21 protein-coding genes are annotated in these 16,703 nt (G+C 72.6%); 14 read left to right on the top strand and 7 right to left on the bottom strand.

Going from position 1 to position 16,703, the window contains the following annotated elements; genetic code table 11:
- Window positions 1-2 precede the first annotated feature (2 nt).
- Entirely contained in the window at window positions 3-731 is a 729-nt protein-coding gene (locus FJM51_RS02425; protein ID WP_140452500.1) for a CDP-alcohol phosphatidyltransferase family protein, read from the bottom strand.
- Window positions 732-899: 168 nt separating this feature from the next.
- On the opposite strand from FJM51_RS02425, the gene atpD reads away from it, so the two are divergent.
- Genes atpD through FJM51_RS02380 form a run of 9 tightly spaced genes read left to right on the top strand, consistent with a single transcriptional unit; the run spans window position 900 to window position 7,210 of the window.
- A complete protein-coding gene (gene atpD, locus FJM51_RS02420) occupies window positions 900-2,309 on the top strand; it encodes a F0F1 ATP synthase subunit beta (RefSeq protein ID WP_233712936.1) in 1,410 nt (469 codons plus the stop codon).
- Window positions 2,306-2,743, top strand: a complete 438-nt coding sequence (locus FJM51_RS02415) for a F0F1 ATP synthase subunit epsilon (protein WP_140452499.1) — start codon at window positions 2,306-2,308, stop codon at window positions 2,741-2,743. The genes atpD and FJM51_RS02415 overlap by 4 nt, the downstream gene beginning before the upstream one ends.
- Complete coding sequence (locus FJM51_RS02410) at window positions 2,740-3,015, top strand: AtpZ/AtpI family protein (RefSeq protein ID WP_140452498.1); 276 nt, start codon at window positions 2,740-2,742, stop codon at window positions 3,013-3,015. The genes FJM51_RS02415 and FJM51_RS02410 overlap by 4 nt, the downstream gene beginning before the upstream one ends.
- A complete protein-coding gene (locus FJM51_RS02405; RefSeq protein ID WP_140452497.1) occupies window positions 3,012-3,272 on the top strand; it encodes an N-ATPase subunit AtpR in 261 nt (86 codons plus the stop codon). The genes FJM51_RS02410 and FJM51_RS02405 overlap by 4 nt, the downstream gene beginning before the upstream one ends.
- The gene (locus FJM51_RS02400) at window positions 3,269-3,961 is read left to right on the top strand and encodes a F0F1 ATP synthase subunit A (protein ID WP_140452496.1); all 693 of its coding nucleotides are present in this window, start codon (window positions 3,269-3,271) and stop codon (window positions 3,959-3,961) included. Before FJM51_RS02405 ends, FJM51_RS02400 begins: the two co-directional genes overlap by 4 nt.
- Window positions 3,954-4,202, top strand: coding sequence for a F0F1 ATP synthase subunit C (locus FJM51_RS02395; RefSeq protein WP_140452495.1), 249 nt, complete (start codon window positions 3,954-3,956; stop codon window positions 4,200-4,202). Before FJM51_RS02400 ends, FJM51_RS02395 begins: the two co-directional genes overlap by 8 nt.
- Complete coding sequence (locus FJM51_RS02390; RefSeq protein WP_140452494.1) at window positions 4,199-4,924, top strand: F0F1 ATP synthase subunit B family protein; 726 nt, start codon at window positions 4,199-4,201, stop codon at window positions 4,922-4,924. The genes FJM51_RS02395 and FJM51_RS02390 overlap by 4 nt, the downstream gene beginning before the upstream one ends.
- Entirely contained in the window at window positions 4,908-6,407 is a 1,500-nt protein-coding gene (locus FJM51_RS02385) for a F0F1 ATP synthase subunit alpha (protein ID WP_140452493.1), read from the top strand. Before FJM51_RS02390 ends, FJM51_RS02385 begins: the two co-directional genes overlap by 17 nt.
- Entirely contained in the window at window positions 6,404-7,210 is an 807-nt protein-coding gene (locus FJM51_RS02380; protein WP_140452492.1) for a F0F1 ATP synthase subunit gamma, read from the top strand. Before FJM51_RS02385 ends, FJM51_RS02380 begins: the two co-directional genes overlap by 4 nt.
- Before the next feature lie 9 nt (window positions 7,211-7,219).
- Here the strand turns inward: FJM51_RS02380 and FJM51_RS02375 are convergent, their stop codons facing one another.
- Window positions 7,220-8,056 carry a universal stress protein gene (locus FJM51_RS02375; protein WP_181164412.1) on the bottom strand — a complete coding sequence of 279 codons (837 nt, stop codon included), beginning with the start codon at window positions 8,054-8,056 and terminating at the stop codon, window positions 7,220-7,222.
- A gap of 101 nt (window positions 8,057-8,157) precedes the next feature.
- Here FJM51_RS02375 and FJM51_RS02370 point away from each other — a divergent pair, with 101 nt between their 5' ends.
- On the top strand, window positions 8,158-8,394 hold the full coding sequence (locus FJM51_RS02370; RefSeq protein ID WP_140452490.1) for a hypothetical protein: 237 nt from the start codon (window positions 8,158-8,160) through the stop codon (window positions 8,392-8,394).
- Here the strand turns inward: FJM51_RS02370 and FJM51_RS02365 are convergent.
- From FJM51_RS02365 to FJM51_RS02355, 3 genes are read right to left on the bottom strand one after another with little or no spacing between them, the layout of a single operon-like run.
- Window positions 8,319-9,200 carry a metal ABC transporter permease gene (locus tag FJM51_RS02365; protein WP_181164411.1) on the bottom strand — a complete coding sequence of 294 codons (882 nt, stop codon included), beginning with the start codon at window positions 9,198-9,200 and terminating at the stop codon, window positions 8,319-8,321. The genes FJM51_RS02370 and FJM51_RS02365 overlap by 76 nt on opposite strands.
- Window positions 9,197-9,967, bottom strand: coding sequence for an ATP-binding cassette domain-containing protein (locus tag FJM51_RS02360; RefSeq protein ID WP_140452489.1), 771 nt, complete (start codon window positions 9,965-9,967; stop codon window positions 9,197-9,199). Before FJM51_RS02360 ends, FJM51_RS02365 begins: the two co-directional genes overlap by 4 nt.
- Complete coding sequence (locus tag FJM51_RS02355) at window positions 9,964-10,455, bottom strand: Fur family transcriptional regulator (protein WP_140452488.1); 492 nt, start codon at window positions 10,453-10,455, stop codon at window positions 9,964-9,966. Before FJM51_RS02355 ends, FJM51_RS02360 begins: the two co-directional genes overlap by 4 nt.
- 104 nt (window positions 10,456-10,559) lie before the next feature.
- Between FJM51_RS02355 and FJM51_RS02350 the strand changes: the two genes are divergently transcribed.
- The 4 genes from FJM51_RS02350 (at window position 10,560) to FJM51_RS02335 (ending at window position 14,844) form a co-directional block, all read left to right on the top strand.
- Window positions 10,560-11,546, top strand: coding sequence for a zinc ABC transporter substrate-binding protein (locus FJM51_RS02350; RefSeq protein ID WP_140452487.1), 987 nt, complete (start codon window positions 10,560-10,562; stop codon window positions 11,544-11,546).
- A gap of 98 nt (window positions 11,547-11,644) precedes the next feature.
- Window positions 11,645-12,754: a CobW family GTP-binding protein gene (locus tag FJM51_RS02345; protein WP_140452486.1), complete on the top strand. Its 1,110-nt coding sequence runs from the start codon at window positions 11,645-11,647 to the stop codon at window positions 12,752-12,754.
- 91 nt (window positions 12,755-12,845) lie between these two features.
- Window positions 12,846-14,123 carry a phosphopyruvate hydratase gene (eno, locus tag FJM51_RS02340; RefSeq protein WP_140452485.1) on the top strand — a complete coding sequence of 426 codons (1,278 nt, stop codon included), beginning with the start codon at window positions 12,846-12,848 and terminating at the stop codon, window positions 14,121-14,123.
- 94 nt (window positions 14,124-14,217) lie between these two features.
- Window positions 14,218-14,844, top strand: coding sequence for a thiamine phosphate synthase (locus FJM51_RS02335; protein WP_140452484.1), 627 nt, complete (start codon window positions 14,218-14,220; stop codon window positions 14,842-14,844).
- Between the two features lie 4 nt (window positions 14,845-14,848).
- Here the strand turns inward: FJM51_RS02335 and FJM51_RS02330 are convergent, their stop codons facing one another.
- Together FJM51_RS02330 and FJM51_RS02325 are read right to left on the bottom strand one after the other, a co-directional pair.
- On the bottom strand, window positions 14,849-16,093 hold the full coding sequence (locus FJM51_RS02330; protein WP_233712934.1) for a multidrug effflux MFS transporter: 1,245 nt from the start codon (window positions 16,091-16,093) through the stop codon (window positions 14,849-14,851).
- Entirely contained in the window at window positions 16,090-16,557 is a 468-nt protein-coding gene (locus FJM51_RS02325; RefSeq protein ID WP_140452483.1) for a MarR family winged helix-turn-helix transcriptional regulator, read from the bottom strand. The genes FJM51_RS02330 and FJM51_RS02325 overlap by 4 nt, the downstream gene beginning before the upstream one ends.
- Between the last annotated feature and the right edge of the window lie 146 nt (window positions 16,558-16,703).

Below are 16,703 nucleotides of genomic sequence, written 5' to 3'. Positions count from 1 at the left end.
CCCTATTCCGCGCTGACCGGGCGTTTCGCGCGCTTGCGCTCCGGAATGACCTGCATCACGATTCCGATGAGCAGCAGCCAGACCGAGGTGACGAGCAGCCCGAGCTTCACGACGTCGCCCGGCGCGAAATGATGCCAGACCGACCAGGCCGCGAGCGCCGCCCAGATGAGCAGGATCGGCAGGTTCAGGGCACGCCAGCGCACCGTCCGGACCGGATGGATGAACTTCAGCGGCACGAACTGCGCGATGGCGAGCACGAGCGTGATCGCCATCGTCGCCCAGACCGGCGGCGTGAACACGAGAAAGACCAGCACCAGCATCTGCCAGCAGGCCGGGAAGCCGACGAAACTGTTGTCCGCCGCCTTCATCCGCACATCCGCGAAATAGACGACTCCCGTCAGCGCGACGAGGAGCGCCGCGGCGAGCCCGTAGGGACTGGGCAGGAGGTCGGAATAGATGAGCACATAGGCCGGGATGAAGACGTAGTTCAGGTAGTCGATCACCAGATCGAGCACCGCGCCGTCCCAGTTGCTCGCATGGGTCTTGGTATCGACCTTGCGCGCGAGCGGCCCGTCGATTCCGTCGACGATGAACGCGACGATCAGCCAGCCGTACATGGCCGTCCAGTGTCCCTGCGTCGCGGAGACGAGCGCGAGGAGCGCGAGGGCGGCGCCGGAGCCGGTCAGCAGATGGACCAGGAAGGCGAGGGTCTTCGAGCGTTTCATCGTCATCAAATATTCTCAATCCGGCGCCACATAAAGAGCTATCCGCGCGAGCGCCAGCCTCGCCGTCGCGCGCGGCGCGACGCGCGGTCCCGAGAGGCCCCGGGTTGTGCGCGGCTCCGACCATGATAACCTCGGCCCGACCAGGTCATCGAAAAGCCACGGAGGGAGGCGCGCTTGGCCGAGCAGACCGCGCGGGTGACGGCCGTCCGCGGCCCCGTCATCGAGCTTCGCAGCGACGGCGACCTGCCCGCGATCCACGACGCGGTGGTCGTCGATCCCGGCGGCGCGGCGGTGGTCTGCGAGGTGCAGTCCCATCTCGACGACCGCCACTTCCGCGCCATCGCGCTCCGCCCGACGCAGGGGCTCTCGCGGCTGATGCGCGCGCGGCTGACCGGGGCGCCGATCAGTGTGCCCGTCGGCCAGCCCGTCCTCGGCCGTCTGCTCGACGTGCTCGGCCAGCCCGGGGATGACGGCCCCCCGCTTCCCCCCGGGGTGACGCGCCGCGCGATCCACCAGCCCGCCCCGCCGCTCTCGGGGCACCGCGCCGAGATCCGGCTCTTCTCCACCGGGATCAAGGTGCTCGACCTGCTCGCCCCGCTCGCCCAGGGCGGCAAGGCCGCGATGTTCGGCGGCGCGGGGGTCGGCAAGACGGTGCTCGTGACCGAGCTCATCCACGCGATGGTGACCGGCTACGACGGCGTCTCCGTCTTCGCGGGCGTGGGCGAGCGCTCGCGCGAGGGGCACGAGATGCTGCACGACATGCGGAACTACGGCGTGCTCGACCGCACCGTGCTGGTCTATGGCCAGATGAACGAGCCGCCGGGCGCGCGCTGGCGCGTCCCCCTGACCGCGCTCACCATGGCCGAGCATGTGCGCGACGCCGAGGGGCGCGACGTGCTCCTGCTCATGGACAACGTCTTCCGCTTCGTCCAGGCGGGCGCCGAGGTCTCGGGCCTGCTCGGGCGCATGCCGTCGCGCGTCGGCTACCAGCCCACGCTCGCGACCGAGGTCGCGGACCTGCAGGAGCGCATCGCCTCCTCCGAACGGGCGGCGGTGACGGCGATCGAGGCGGTCTATGTCCCGGCCGACGATTTCACCGACCCGGCCGTGGCGGCGATCTCGACGCATATGGACTCGACCGTGGTGCTGTCGCGCGATCTTGCCGCCGAGGGGATCTATCCCGCGATCGACCCGCTCCGCACCAACTCCGCGCTGCTCGACGCCTCCGTCGTCGGCGAGGATCACGCGCGCGCGGCGGCCGAGGTGCGCGAGCTCATCGAGCATTACAACGAGATGCGCGACGTCATCGCGCTTCTCGGCGTCGAGGAACTGTCGCGCGACGAACAGCTGCTGGTCGGCCGCGCCCGGCGGCTCCGCCGCTTCCTCACGCAACCCTTCTTCGTCGCCGCCGCCTTCACCGGGATGGAGGGCCGCGGCGTCGCGATCGCGGACACGATCGCCGGCTGCCGCGCGATCCTCGCCGGCGAATGCGACGACTGGGACGAGAGCTCGCTCTACATGATCGGCACGCTCGACGAGGCGCGCGCGCGCGAGGATGCCCGCCGCGCGAAGGCCGCGGCATGAGCGGCGCCCTCGCCCTCACGGTGACGACGCCGCTCCGGATCGTGCTGGAGGAACGCGCGATCGCCTCGCTCCGGGCCGAGGATGCGACCGGGGATTTCGGCATCCTGCCCGGCCACGCGGATTTTCTCACCGTGATCGAGGCCGGCGTCCTGCGCTGGCGCGGCGCGGCCGGCCCCTGGCGCTACTGCGCGCTCCGGGGCGGGATCTTCGCGGTCACCGGCGGCGCCGAGGTCCGCGTCGCCTGCCGCGAGGCGATCGTGAGCGACGACCTGGCCTCGCTCAGGAGCCGCGTCGCCGCCGCGCGGGCCGAGGCGCTCGACGCGAGCCGACGCGCGCGCAGCGAAGGCACCCGGCTCCATGCCCGCGCGATCCGGCAGCTGATGCGCGAGCTCGCCTCCGGCGGCGACACGCTCGGACTGGACGGCGACGGATGACGCGAAAGCCCGACCCCACCGAGGACGCCGCCCGCCGCGCCGAGGCGCGCGAGCGCGCGGGCCGGGCCGATCCCGAACCCTCGCTCGCGCGGCGCTTCGGCCAGATCGGCGTGCTCGGCTGGATCATCGTCCTCCCGACGCTCGGCGGGCTCGTGCTCGGCCATCTCCTCGACCGCTGGCTCGGCGCCGGGATCACCTTCGCCGCCGCGCTCGTCTTCGCGGGGGCGGCGCTCGGGCTCTGGATGGCGCTGCGCTGGATGCACGAGCAATGAGCGGAAGCGCCTTCCTTCTGGCGCCGCTCGCGGCGCTCACGGGCTACGCCGCGGGCTGGCTCCATTTCGCGAGCCTCCGGCGCGTCGCGCGCATGATCACCGAGGGGCGGCTCGCGGCGGTCGGGCTCCAGATCGGCCGGCTGGCGCTGCTCGGCCTCCTGCTCTGGGTATTCGCCCGGGCCGGCGCGGCGGTGCTGCTCGCCGGGGCGGCCGGCATCCTCGTCGCGCGGGCGCGCGTCACGCGGGGTGCGCGATGATCGACACGCCGCTCTCGGCCGCCCCCGCCTTCGCGCTCGGCCCCGTCACCGTCACCTGGCCGGTGGTCGCGACCTGGGGCGTGATGGCCGTGCTCGCGCTCGCCTCGATCCTAGCCACCCGCCGCCTCTCCGACCGGCCGGGCAAGGCGCAGGCGGTGCTCGAACTGCTCGTCGCCACGCTCGACGGCGAGATCCGCGCGACGATCCCCGGCGACCCGGCGCGCTTCCGCGCGCTGATCGGCACGCTCCTTCTCTTCATCCTCGCCGCGAACTGGTCCTCGATCATCCCCCGCGTCGAACCCCCGACCGCGCATCTGGAGACCGACGCGGCGCTCGCGCTCGTCGTCTTCGTGACGGGGATCGTCTGGGGCATCCGCGCGCTCGGGCTCCGGGGCTGGCTCGCCACCTTCGCCAAACCCTCCTGGGTGATGATCCCCCTCAACCTCGTCGAGCAGGTCACCCGGCATTTCTCGCTGATGGTCCGCCTCTTCGGCAACGTGATGAGCGGTGTCTTCGTCGTCGGCATCATCCTCTCGCTCGCGGGGCTCCTCGTCCCGATCCCGCTGATGGCGCTCGACCTGCTGACGGGCGCGATCCAGGCCTATATCTTCGCCACGCTCGCGCTGGTCTTCATCGGCTCGGCGGTGAACGAGGCGGACGCACCCCGGAAGGAAGACAGGCATGAATGACATCGTTCAGGTCGCGAGCGTCGTCGCGGCGGCGCTCGCCGTGGGCATGGGCTCGATCGGCCCGGCGCTGGCGGAGGGCCGGGCGGTCGCCGCCGCGCTCGACGCGATCGCCCGGCAGCCGGAATCGGCCGGCACGATCTCGCGCACGCTCTTCGTCGGCCTCGCGATGATCGAGACGATGGCGATCTACTGCCTCGTCGTCGCGCTCCTGCTGCTCTTCGCCAATCCCTTCGTGCGATGACCTTCGACTGGGTCACCTTCGGCTTCCAGCTCGTCAACATCCTGGTGCTGCTGGCGATCCTGCGGCGGTTCCTGTTCCGCCCCGTCGTCGCCGTGATCGCACGGCGTCAGGCGGAGACCGAGGCGACCCTCGCCGCCGCCGGAACGGCGCGGGCGGAGGCCGAGGCCGAGGCCCGGCGCGCGCGCGCCGAGGCCGAGGCGACCGCCGCCGCGCGCCACGACCTCCTCGACAAGGCGCGGGCGGAGGCGGAGGCGGCGCGCGCCACCCTGCTCGACCAGGCGCGCGCCGAGGCGGCGAAGATCGTCGCCGAGGGCGCGGCGGCGCGCGAGCGCGAAGCCGGCGCCGCGCGGGCCGAGGCGCTCGGCCGCGCCCGCGACCTCGCCAGCGTCATCGCCGCGCGTGCCTTCGAAGCGCAGCCGCCGGGGCTCTCGGGCTATGTCGCGCGGCTGACCGCCGCGCTCGACGCGCTCTCGCCCGAGGAACGGAGCGCGCTTCTCGGCGGCGGCCATCCCCGGCTCGCCGCCCCGGCGCCGCTCCCGCCCGCGGATCTCGACGCCGCCCGGGCCGCCTTCGCGCGCTTCGGCGTGACACCGGGGACCGAGACCGATCCCGCCCTGATCGCGGGGCTCGAATTCCGCTCGGACACCGGCGCGGTGCGCAATTCGCTCGCCCACGACCTCGACCGGATCGCGGAGGCGCTGCGCGATGACCGGGCCGCCTGACCCCGCGCTCGACGGGCTGAAGGCCCGCGCCGCCGCCGCGCCGCTCGGGGCCGAGGCGACCGAGACCGGCCGGGTGGAGGCGATCGCCGACGGGCTCGCCACCGTCTCCGGCCTGCCGGGCGTCGAACTCAACGAGATCGTCACCTTCGCGACCGGCGCCCGGGGCTTCGCCCTCACGCTCGAGGCGGAGCGGATCCACGTCGCGATGCTCGATCCGATGGAGGGCGTCGAGGCCGGAACCGCCGTCGGCCGCGCCGGCTTCATCGCCTCGGTCCCGGCCGGCGAGGCCCTGCTCGGCCGCGTGCTCGACCCGCTCGGCCGCCCGCTCGACGACCTTCCGCCGCCCGATTGCCCCGACCGCCTGCCCGCCGAACGCCCGGCGCCCACGATCATCGAGCGCGACTTCGTCTCGGAGCCGGTGGCGACCGGCCTTCTCGTCGTCGACGCGCTCTTCGCCGTCGGCCGGGGCCAGCGCGAGCTCATCATCGGCGAACGCCAGACCGGCAAGACCGCGATCGCGGTCGATGCGATGATCAACCAGGCCGGCGGCGACATGATCTCGATCTATGTCGCGATCGGCCAGCGCGCCTCCGCCGTGCGCCGCGTCATCGAATCGGTCCGCGCGCGCGGCGACCTCTCGCGCACGATCTTCGTCGTGGCCGAGCCCACGGCGGCGGCCGGGCTCCAGTGGCTCGCGCCCTTCGCCGCCACCGCGATGGCGGAATGGTTCCGCGACCGGGGCGAGCACGTGCTGATCGTCTACGACGATCTCACCAAGCACGCCGCGACTCACCGCGAACTCGCGCTGCTCTCGCGCCAGCCCCCGGGGCGCGAGGCCTATCCCGGCGACATCTTCTATCTCCACGCCCGCCTGCTGGAGCGCTCCGCGAAGCTCTCGCAAGCCCGGGGCGGCGGTTCGCTGACCGCGCTGCCGATCGCCGAGATCGAGGCGGGCAACCTCTCGGCCTATATCCCGACCAACCTCATCTCGATCTCCGACGGGCAGATCGTGACCTCCCAGGCGCTCTTCGCCGCGAACCAGCGCCCCGCGGTCGACATCGGCCTCTCGGTCAGCCGGGTCGGCGGCAAGGCGCAATGGGGAGCGATGAAGGCGGTCGCGGGCCGGCTCCGGCTCGATTACGCGCAATATCTCGAGATGAGGATGTTCTCCCGCTTCGGCGGTTTCGGCGACGCGGCGATGGGCGCGCGCATGGCGCGGGGGGAGCGCATCGCCGCCCTGCTCGCCCAGCCCCGGTTCGCCCCCCTCGGCGTCGCGACGCAGATCGCGCTTCTCGCCGGGCTGAACGACGGCCTGCTCGACACGCTCGACCCGGCGCGGCTCCCGGCGCTCAAGGCGGCGCTGCCGCCGCTCCTGAACGCGGAGCCGCGGCTCGAGGCGCTCCGGACGGCGCCCGGGAGCCTCGACGACGCGACGCGGGCCGCGCTGATCGACGTGGTGAGGGAGGCGCTCGCGCGGCCATGACCGACCGGCCGGAGGAACTGCGCCGCCGTCTCGCGGGGCTCGATTCGATCGGCCAGGTCGTCGGCGCGCTCCGGGCGATCGCCTCGGGACAGGCCGCCTCGGCGCGCGGCGCGATGGCGGCGATCTCGGCCTATTCCGGCACGGTGCGCGAGGCGCTGATCGCGGCCGCCGCGGGTCCGCCGCCCGAGGTGCCGGGGCCGGGTCTCGTTCTCGTGGTCGGCGCGGCGCAGGGGTTTTCCGGCGCCTATCCCGCCCGGATCGCCGAGGCGGCGCGCGCCCTCGCCGCGCCGGGCGCGGGCTTTCTCGTGGTCGGCGCGCGAACGCTCGCGATGCTCGGGGAGGCCGGCCCCGCGGTGCTCTGGTCCGCGGACCTGCCCGGCCACCCGGCCGCCATCCCGGAACTCGCGAGCCGCGTCACCGACGCGATGATCGGCGCCGCGCCCCGCCACCCCGGGCCGATCCGCGCGCTGGTCGGCCCCGCCCGCGCCGGCGACGCCCCCGAAACCCGCGCGATCTTCCCCCCGGCGCCCGAGACCGGCTCCCGCCCCCCGCCGCTGACGACGCTGCCTCCGGCGCGGCTGCTCGCCGGACTGCTGGAGGAGGCGCTCTTCGCGCAGGTCGCGCTCGCGCTGATGCGCGGCGTCGAGGCCGAGGCGCGGGCGCGGGTCGAGGCGATGGCGCGGGCGCGCTCGAACCTGCGCGCGCGCCGCGCCGAGGTCGAACGCGACTTCCGGCAGGCCCGGCAGGAGCAGATGACGACGGAGATGATCGAACTCACCTCCGCCCGCCCCGACGAGGACTGAGCCCCGGCGTCAATGCGCCATCATCACCGGGATCTCGAGGTTGCGCATCATGTTCGTCGTGGTGCCGCCGAAGAAGCGCTCCCGGAGCCGCGAATGCCCGAAGCCGCCCATCACGATCAGATCGGCGTCGAGATCGGTCGCCGCGCGGCGCAGCACGTCGCCGACGCCCTGCCCTTCCTTCGGCAGCCGGTGCACCGTCGTCGCGATCCCGTGGCGGCCGAGATAGGTCGAGAGATCCGCCCCCGGCTCCGGCCCGTGCCCGTCGAAGGAGGGCACCGGGTCGATCAGGATCGCCTCGACCGCGCCGGCCGATTTCAGCAGGCCGATCGCATCGCGCACCGCCTTCGACGCCTCGACGCTCGCATCCCAGGCGATGAGCGCGCGGTCCACCCGCGGGAAATGCACATCCGCCTCCGGCAGCAGCAGGATCGGGCGGCCCGATTCGAAGAGCGCGCCGTTCATCACCCAGTCCTGCGCCTGCTCGGCCTGGGCCGCGCGCGGCGCGATCAGCGTCAGGTCGGCGTAGCGGGCGTAGCGCGCGGCGAGCGAGGTCACGCTGCCCCGGTCGATGAACTGCGGCTCGACCGAGTAGGAGATGCCGGAGGGCGCGAGGATCGCCTCGACCTGCCCGGCCCTGGCCTTCGCATCGGCCTGGCCCTGATCGACCTCGCTGGCCCAGAGATCGTTCGACACCACGCCGTAGGGCGAGACGGGCGGCGGCGACGCCACCCCGAGCACCAGCGTCACGAGATGCGCGTCGAGCCCCTGGCAGATGCCGATCGCCCGTTTCAGCGCCGCGTCGCCCTGATCCACGGCGACGGTCATGAACACGGTCTTGAAGGACATTGAAATTCTCCTCATGCGATGGGTCATGATAGACAGGCGCGACCGCCCCGCCCATGCGATAGATCAACGTCGCGGCGCCGGCCATACGAGGAGAGACTGCCATGGCTTTCGAGAATCTGCGGATGGGCATCGCGATGCTCCTCGACGAGATCGAGAAGAATCCGGAGAACCGGCACGAATTGCAGGAATCCCTCCGCGAGAAGCTGACCGAGATGCGCGATCTCGGCCTGCCGCTGCCGGAGGATCTCGTGCGGCTCGAGGATTATCTCGAGGAGGAGGACTCCGATTCGGAGGAGGAGACGGCGGAAGCCCCGGCCGGCCCCGCCGACGAGGTCTGATCGGCGCGCCGGCCGCGCGTCAGCGCGCCGGCGGCGTTGGCAAGCGCGAGAAGCAGCACCGCCGCCACGACGATCGAGGGTCCGGCCGGCGTGTCCCAGGTCCAGGAACCCCAGATGCCCGCGAGGCTCGAGGCCACGCCGACCGCGACCGCGAGCCCCCACATCTCCTCGGGCGTCCGGGCGAAGGCCCGGGCGGCGGCCGCGGGAACGATCAGCATCGCGGTGACGAGGAGCACGCCCACGACCTTCAGCGCCACCGCGACCAGCACCGCGAGCGCGAGCGTCAGGATCAGCCGCTCGCGCCCCGCGTCCACGCCGGAGGCGGCGGCGAGGTCGGGATTGATCGTCGCCATCAGGAGCCTCCGCCAGCGCCAGGCGATCAGCGCCGAGACGAGCGCCGCGCCGCCGAAGATCACCGCGAGATCGGCGGCGGTGACGGCGAGGATGTCGCCGAAGAGATAGCCCATCAGGTCGACGCGCACGCCGCTGAGAAAGCTGAGCGCGACGAGCCCGACCGCGAGCGCCGCGTGCGAGGCGACGCCGAGCATCGTGTCGACCGCGTAGGTCCGGCCCGAGGCGAGCGCGACGGTCAGCGCCATCGCCACCGCCATCGCCGCGACGCCGAGCACGACCGGCAGGTTCAGCGCGAGCGAGAGCGTGACGCCGAGCAGCGCCGCGTGCGCGGTCGCGTCGCCGAAATAGGCCATCCGGCGCCAGACCACGAAACAGCCCAGCGGCCCGGCGGCGAGCGCGACGCCGATCCCCGCGAGGCAGGCGCGCAGCACGAAATCCCCGAGCAGGCTCATGCCTCTTCCTCCGCTTCCTCCGGCGCGCGCGGGTGATGATGCGCGTGATCGCCGTCGCCATGGGCGTGGTCGTGCTCGTGGCGGTAGAGCGCCATCGTCCCGCCCGTGCCATGGCCGAAGAGCGCGCGGTATTCCGGCGCGGCGGAGACATGCATCGGCGCGCCCTCGCAGCAGACATGGCCGTTGAGGCAGATCACCCGGTCGGAAGCCGCCATGACGACGTGGAGGTCATGGCTCACCATCAGCACCGCGCAGCCGAGTTCGGCGCGCAGCGTCTCGACGAGCCTGTAGAAGGCCGCCGTGCCCGGCTGGTCGAGCCCCTGCGCCGCCTCGTCGAGCACGAGCAGATCGGGCCGGCGCAGCAGCGCGTGGGCGAGCATCACGCGCTGGAACTGGCCGCCCGAAAGGTCGATCATCTGCCGCCGTTCGAGCCCCGGGGCGCCGACATGCGCGAGCGCGCGGGTCCGCGCGGCGCGGTCGCGGCTCGCGAAGGCGAGGAAGCGGGCGACACTGAGCGGCATCGTGTGGTCGATCGCGAGGCGCTGCGGCACGTAGCCGATCACGAGGCCCGGCGCCCGGCGCACCGCGCCCTCCGTCGGCCGCAGCGCGCCGATCACGAGCCGGACGAGCGTGGTCTTGCCCGAGCCGTTCGGCCCGACGATGGTCACGATCTCGCCCCTTGCGACGCGGATCGAGACGTCGCGCAGGATCCGGCTTCCGCCGAGGCTGACCCCGAGCCCCTCGGTCTCGATGAGCGCGGCGCTCACGCCCCCGCCTCCCGGCAGGCGTCGCAGAGCCCCTCGGCCTCGACCACCACGGTCTCGACGGCGAATCCGCCGGCCGCCGCCTCGTCGATCAGCCCGCGCATCGCGCGCGGAAGCGCGGTCTCCGCGACACGCCGGCAGCGCCGGCAGACGAGGAAGGCCGCCGCGTGCTCCGCCCCGCCATGGGTGCAGGCCACGAAGGCGCCGAGCCGCTCGATCCGGTGCGCGAGCCCGTTGGCGACGAGGAAATCGAGCGCGCGATAGGCGACCGGCGGCTGGCTGCCGAGCCCGGCCCCGGCGAGCCGGTCCAGCACCTCGTAGGCGGTCATCGCCTGATGCGATTCGAGCAGCGTCTCGAGCACGAAGGCCCGCGCCGGCGTCAGCCGCAGCTTGCGCGCGCGGCAGGCGGCCTCGGCGGCGCGCATCGCCTCGCCGCGGCAGGCGCCATGGTCGTGGGCGTGGAACGGATCTGCGGCGCTTGACGAGGGCATGTGTTACTTTATAACAAATCCTGCGAGGTCGAACCGGCAATCTAGTCGCGGCCGCCCCCCGTCACAAGGGCCGAGCGCCCTCCGATCCGAAGGAAGTCATTCCGATGCCGAACCGTCTCCGCCCGGCCCCGCTAGCCGCGGCGCTCGCCCTCCTTCTGGCCACGCCCTGCCTCGGCCTCGCCGCGCCGGATGTGGTGACCGACTTCGGCCCGGTCGAATCCATCACCGCGCGGGTGATGGCCGGCGTCGGCGCGCCGGTCCGGATCCTGCCCCCGGGCGCCGAGCCGCACTCCTACTCGCTCCGCCCCTCCGAGGCGCGCGCGCTTGGCGCGGCGGATCTCGTGGTCTGGATCGGCCCGGCCATGACCCCCTGGCTCGCCGATCCGATCGACGCGCTCGCGGGCAAGGCCGAGGTGCTGACGCTCGACCGGCTGCCGGGCCTGACCCTGCTGCCGGTCCGCGCCGCGGGACCGTTCGAAGCGGATGGGCACATGCATGACGAGGTCCACGACGCGGAGATGCACGACGAGGAGGCGGCCGAGACGCACAGGCATGGTGGCGCGGAAGCGGCGCCGGTCATCGACCAGCATCTCTGGCTCGATCCGGAGAACGCGGTGGTCTTCGCCGAGGCGATCGCGACCGAACTGGCGAGGCTCGATCCGGACAACGCGGAGAGCTACCGCGCCAACGCCGCCGCCTTCGACACCGAGATGGACGCGCTCCGCGCGGAGGTCACGGAGATCCTCGCGCCCGCGCATGGCAGGCCCTTCATCGTCTTTCACGACGCCTACCAGTATTTCGAGAACCGGTTCGACATGCCGGCCGCGGGCTCGATCGCGCTTCACGACGCGGCGGCGCCGGGGGCCGCGCGGGTCGCGGAGATCCGCGACCGGATCCGCGCGGAGGGGGTTGTCTGCGCCTTCTCCGAGCCGCAGTTCCCGCCGAAGATCCTCGCCACGGTCACCGAGGGGACCGATGCCCGGACCGCCGCGCTCGATCCAGAGGGGGTCGACATGACGCCGGGCGCGGGTCTCTATCCCGCGCTGATCCGGAACCTCGCGACCGATCTGGCCGCCTGCCTCGACCGCTGATCGGTCCCCGGGGTCGCGGCGCCGGAGCTGCCATTCCGCTTTGCACCCCCCCGCCCGCCCGCGATAAGGTGCGCGCCGAACGCAGGAGAGGCCCGCCCATGTCCGAGATCACCCCCGTCACCCCGCCCGCGCGGATCCCCGTCACGATCCTCACGGGCTTTCTCGGCGCCGGAAAGACGACGATGCTGAACCGGCTGCTGCGCGAGGACGGTTTCCGCGACACGGCGGTGATCGTGAACGAATTCGGCGCCGTGGGGATCGACGGCGATCTGGTCGAGGAGGCCGACGGCCGCGCCTTCGCCGAGACGACCGGCTGCCTCTGCTGCACCGTCGCGGGTGACATCCGGCACACGCTGGTCCGGCTCGCCGACGAGGCGGCCCGCGGCAAGGGGCCGAAATTCTCCCGGCTCGTCGTCGAGACCACCGGCCTCGCCGATCCCGCCCCGGTGCTGCGCGCGCTGATGACGAGCGACGAGGTGATCGACCTCTACGTGCTGAACGGCGTCGTCGCGGTGGTGGACGCGACGACCGGCGCCGCGACGCTCGACCGCTTCGCGGAGGCGCGCGCCCAGGCCGGCGTGGCCGACCTGATCCTGATCTCCAAGACCGACCTCGCCGATCCGGCGGAGACGGCGGCGCTCGGCGCCCGGCTCGGCGCGGCCAATCCGAACGCGCGCATGATCGAGGCCGCGGGCGCGGGCGCGGCGGACGTCTTCGGCCTCGCCGCCTTCGATCCGGCGCTGAAACCGCCCGAGGTCGCGGACTGGCTGCGCTTCGAGGCGCCGGCGACGCATGAGCATCCGCATGCCGTGAACCGGCACGGCGCCGATATCGAGGCCTTCTGCTACGAGGGCGCCGCGCCGGTGAACCCCTGGAACGTGCAGGACCTGATCGGCACGCTCCAGGACCGGCTCGGCCCCGACCTGCTGCGGATGAAGGCGATCTGCCAGCTCGACGAGGCGCCGGAAATGGCGGTGATCCTGCATGTCGTGCAGCATGTCATGCATCCGCCCACGCGGCGGAAGGGCTGGCCGGAAGGCACGGCGCCGACGACGCGCATCGTCGTGATCGCGCGGGGCGAGAACCGGGGCGCGGTGCCGGAGGCCTTCGCGAAATTCCTGCCGGCGCTCGCCCCCGCGGGCGGCGGCCACGACCGCGACCATGACGCGCACGCGCGCCACCATCACCACGCCGAAGACCACGCCTGATCCCCCGGTTTTTTCGCGGTTTCCCCCTCCGGAACTTTGCTCTAAGCAGGCGGGAGCCCCGGAACCGCGGGATACGAGGGAGTATCGGAACATGTCGGTCATCATCGACGTCGTAGCGCGTGAAATCCTGGACAGCCGGGGCAACCCGACCGTCGAGGTCGATGTCCTGCTCGAGGACGGCGCCATGGGGCGCGCGGCGGTTCCCTCCGGCGCCTCGACCGGCGCGCACGAGGCGGTGGAGCTGCGCGACGGCGACGCGTCGCGCTTCGGCGGCAAGGGCGTGCTGAAGGCGGTCGAGTCGGTGGACGGCCCGATCGCCGAGGCGATCACCGGCCTCAGCGCCACCGACCAGGTGGCGATCGACAGCCTGATGCTGGAACTCGACGGCACGCCGAACAAGTCGAAGCTCGGCGCCAACGCGATCCTCGGCGTCAGCCTCGCGATCGCGAAGGCCGCCGCCCAGAGCCTCGGCATGCCGCTCTACCGCTATGTCGGCGGCACCTCGGCCCGCGTGCTGCCGGTGCCGATGATGAACATCATCAACGGCGGCGCCCATGCCGACAATCCGATCGACATCCAGGAATTCATGATCATGCCGGTCGGCGCCGAGACCTGCGCGGATTCGATCCGGATCGGCTCCGAGATCTTCCACGCGCTCAAGAAGAACCTCGCCAAGGCCGGGCACAACACCGCGGTCGGCGACGAGGGCGGCTTCGCGCCGAACCTCTCCTCCACGAACGAGGCGCTGGACTTCATCATGAAGTCGATCGAGAGCGCGGGCTACGCGCCCGGCGAGGACGTCTATCTCGCGCTCGACTGCGCGGCGACCGAGTATTTCAGGGACGGCGTCTACGACATGGCGGGCGAGGGCAAGAAGCGCTCGCCCGAGGAGAACGCCGCCTATCTCGCGGGCCTCGTCGACAACTACCCGATCATCTCGATCGAGGACGGCATGTCGGAGGACGACTGGGAGGGCTGGAAGCGCCTGACCGAGGCGCTCGGCGCCCGCTGCCAGCTCGTCGGCGACGACCTCTTCGTCACCAATACCGAGCGCCTCGCCCAGGGGATCGAGAAGGGCGTCGGCAATTCGATCCTCGTCAAGGTGAACCAGATCGGCTCGCTGACCGAGACGCTCGCCGCCGTCGACATGGCGCATCGCGCGGGCTACACCGCCGTGATGTCGCACCGCTCCGGCGAGACCGAGGATGCGACGATCGCCGATCTCGCGGTCGCGACCAACTGCGGCCAGATCAAGACCGGCTCGCTCAGCCGCTCCGACCGGCTCGCGAAGTACAACCAGCTCATCCGCCTCGAGGAGGATCTGGGCGAGCATGCGATCTTCGCCGGCCGCTCGATCCTGAGGCGCTGATCGCGACACCCGGGCCGGCCCGCCCTCCCGGGCGGCCGCCTGTTTCGCGCCCGGGTGCCGCGCCCAGGCGCAGGCCTGCCAGATGGTGCGTCCCATGCCCAACGAAGAGACGGCGAAGCTCTATCTCGTCACCCCGCCCGTCCCGCGTCTCGCCGATTTCGCCGACACGCTCGCGAACCTGCTCGACCGGTTCGAGGTCGCCTGCGTGCGCCTGAGCCTCGCCACGCGGTCGGAGGACGAGATCGCGCGCGCGGCCGACACGCTCCGGGAAGTGTGCCACGCCCGCGACGTGCCGCTCGTCGTCACCGACCATTTCCTGATGGTCGATCGGCTCGGGCTCGACGGGGTGCATCTCTCCGACGGGGCGCGCCAGGTCCGCGCCGCGCGCAAGGCGCTCCGGGCCGACGCGATCGTGGGCGCCTACGCCCATGCCTCGCGGCACGACGGGATGATGGCGGGCGAGATCGGCGCGGATTACGTCTCCTTCGGCCCGATCAGCCCGTCGAGCCTCGGCGACGGCGCGCTGGCGCCGCTCGAACTCTTCGAGTGGTGGTCGGAGATGATCGAGATCCCGGTGGTGGCCGAGGGCGGGCTCACGCCGGACCAGGCGGCGGACCTCGCCCGGGCCGCCGATTTCATCGCGCTCGGGGACGAGCTCTGGAGCCATCCCGACGGGCCGGAGGCCGCGCTCCTCGGCTTCGTCGCGCGCCTCGGCGGCTGAGCGATCAGCGCCGCGCGAGCGGCGGCCCTTCGGCCCGGAGCCGGCGGCGGTGGGCGAGATAGGCGAGGCAGCAGATCAGCCCCATCGCCGGGATCACCGTTCCCATCGCCAGCACCGGATCGCCCATCATCGCGCCGAGCGAACCCGCGACGAGGCCCGATCCCATCTGGATGAAGCCCATCATCGAGGCCGCCGCCCCGCCCGCCTTCGGAAAGGGCGCCATCGCCGCGGTCATCATCGCCGGCATCACGAAGCCGATGCCGAAGGCGCTGATCGCGACCGGTCCCATCACCCGCGCGAAGCTCGGCTCCCAGAAGAGGAGCAGCGTCAGGCCGAGGCCGCCGGCGGCGCAGCAGAGGACCCCGGGACCGACCAGCCGCTCCGCCCCTACCCGCGCCATCAGCGGCCTCGCGACGAGCGAGGCGGCGAAGTAGCTGCCGCTCTGCATCAGCATGCCGAGGCCGAACTCCGCCGGGGTGAGGCCGACGCGGTGCATCAGGATGAAGGGCAGGAAGGTCGCCTGCGCGTAGAGCGCGCCGAGCGCGCCGGCGATCACGGTCGTCGCCGTCAGGAAGCGCGGCTCGCGCAGGATCTCGAGATAGGTGCGCGCGATGGCGCCGAGGCGCGGCCCCCGGCGGGGACCGCGCACGGTCTCGCGCATGAAGACCGCCGTCACGCCGATCACCATGAGGCCGATCCCCGCCATCGTCGCGAAGATCGACCGCCAGCCGAAGCCGGTCAGCAGCAGCCCGCCGAGCGTCGGCGCGATCGCGGGACCGGCCGAGAGGATGATGCCGATCACGTTCAGGATCTTCGAGGATTCCTCGCCCGAGAACAGGTCGCGCACGACGGCGCGCGCGATGATCACCCCGCCCGCGGCGCCGATGCCCTGCGCGAGCCGCGCGGCCATCAGCACGCCCACGCCCGGCGCCCAGAGCGCGACGAGGCTGGCGGCGAAATAGATCGCCATGAAGAGGAAGGTCACGGGCCGCCGGCCGAGCGCGTCCGAGAGCGGCCCCGCGATCAGCTGCGCGCAGGCGAAACCGCCGAAATAGAGCGTCAGCGTCATCTTGACCGCCGCCTCGGTCGTGTCGAACGCCCGCACGATCTCGGGCATCGCGGGGGTGTAGATCGACATCGAGACCGGGCCGATCGCCGTCAGCAGCGCCCCGATCGCGCTGACCCGGCGCGGGCTCATCACCGCCGCGGCCGGCGGCGCCGGGGCTCGGGGCATCTCCATCGCCGTCATGCCCCGGTATCCCGCTCCGCCGGCTCCTCGCCGCGGAGATTGGCGATCACCCGCCGCGCCACCTCCTGGAAGCGGCGCCAGTCCTCCTCGGGGATGTCGCCGCGCGCCCGCGCGCGCGCCGCCTCCCCGGTGCGCGCGATGGTCGCGAGCACCGGCCGCGCCGCCTCGGTCAGCGAGACGAGCTTCGCCCGCCGGTCGCGCGAATCGGGCACGCGCGCGACCAGCCCCGCCGCCTCGAGCCGGTCGAGGAAGCCGGTCATGCTCATCGGGCCGATGCCGAGCCGTTCGGCCAGCACGCATTGCCGCGTCGTCCCGCCGCGGGCGACATGGGCGAGAACGCGGGCCTCCGCCGGCGTGACCGAGATCGGCTCCTCGGCGATCCGGCGCTCGAATTCGAGCCGCATCAGCCGCGCGAGATCGGCGACGAGGAAGGAGGCGTTGTTCGGATCGATCGACTCGGGCATGCGCGGACTGCCTCCGGGGAATGCGAAAAAATATGTCAGGCTTATTATATCGCCGGATTGGCGGGCCGCCATCCCCTTTTCGCCCCGCGCGGGCGGGCGCGTGCTGGACGGATCGCGGCCGCGCCCTTAGAAACGGCACGAACCCC

This window comes from Amaricoccus solimangrovi (genome assembly GCF_006385685.1).
Classification (GTDB): Bacteria; Pseudomonadota; Alphaproteobacteria; order Rhodobacterales; family Rhodobacteraceae; genus Amaricoccus; species Amaricoccus solimangrovi.
Note: the sequence above shows the minus strand (reverse complement) of the source record. Positions and strands in the feature narration are given on the sequence as shown.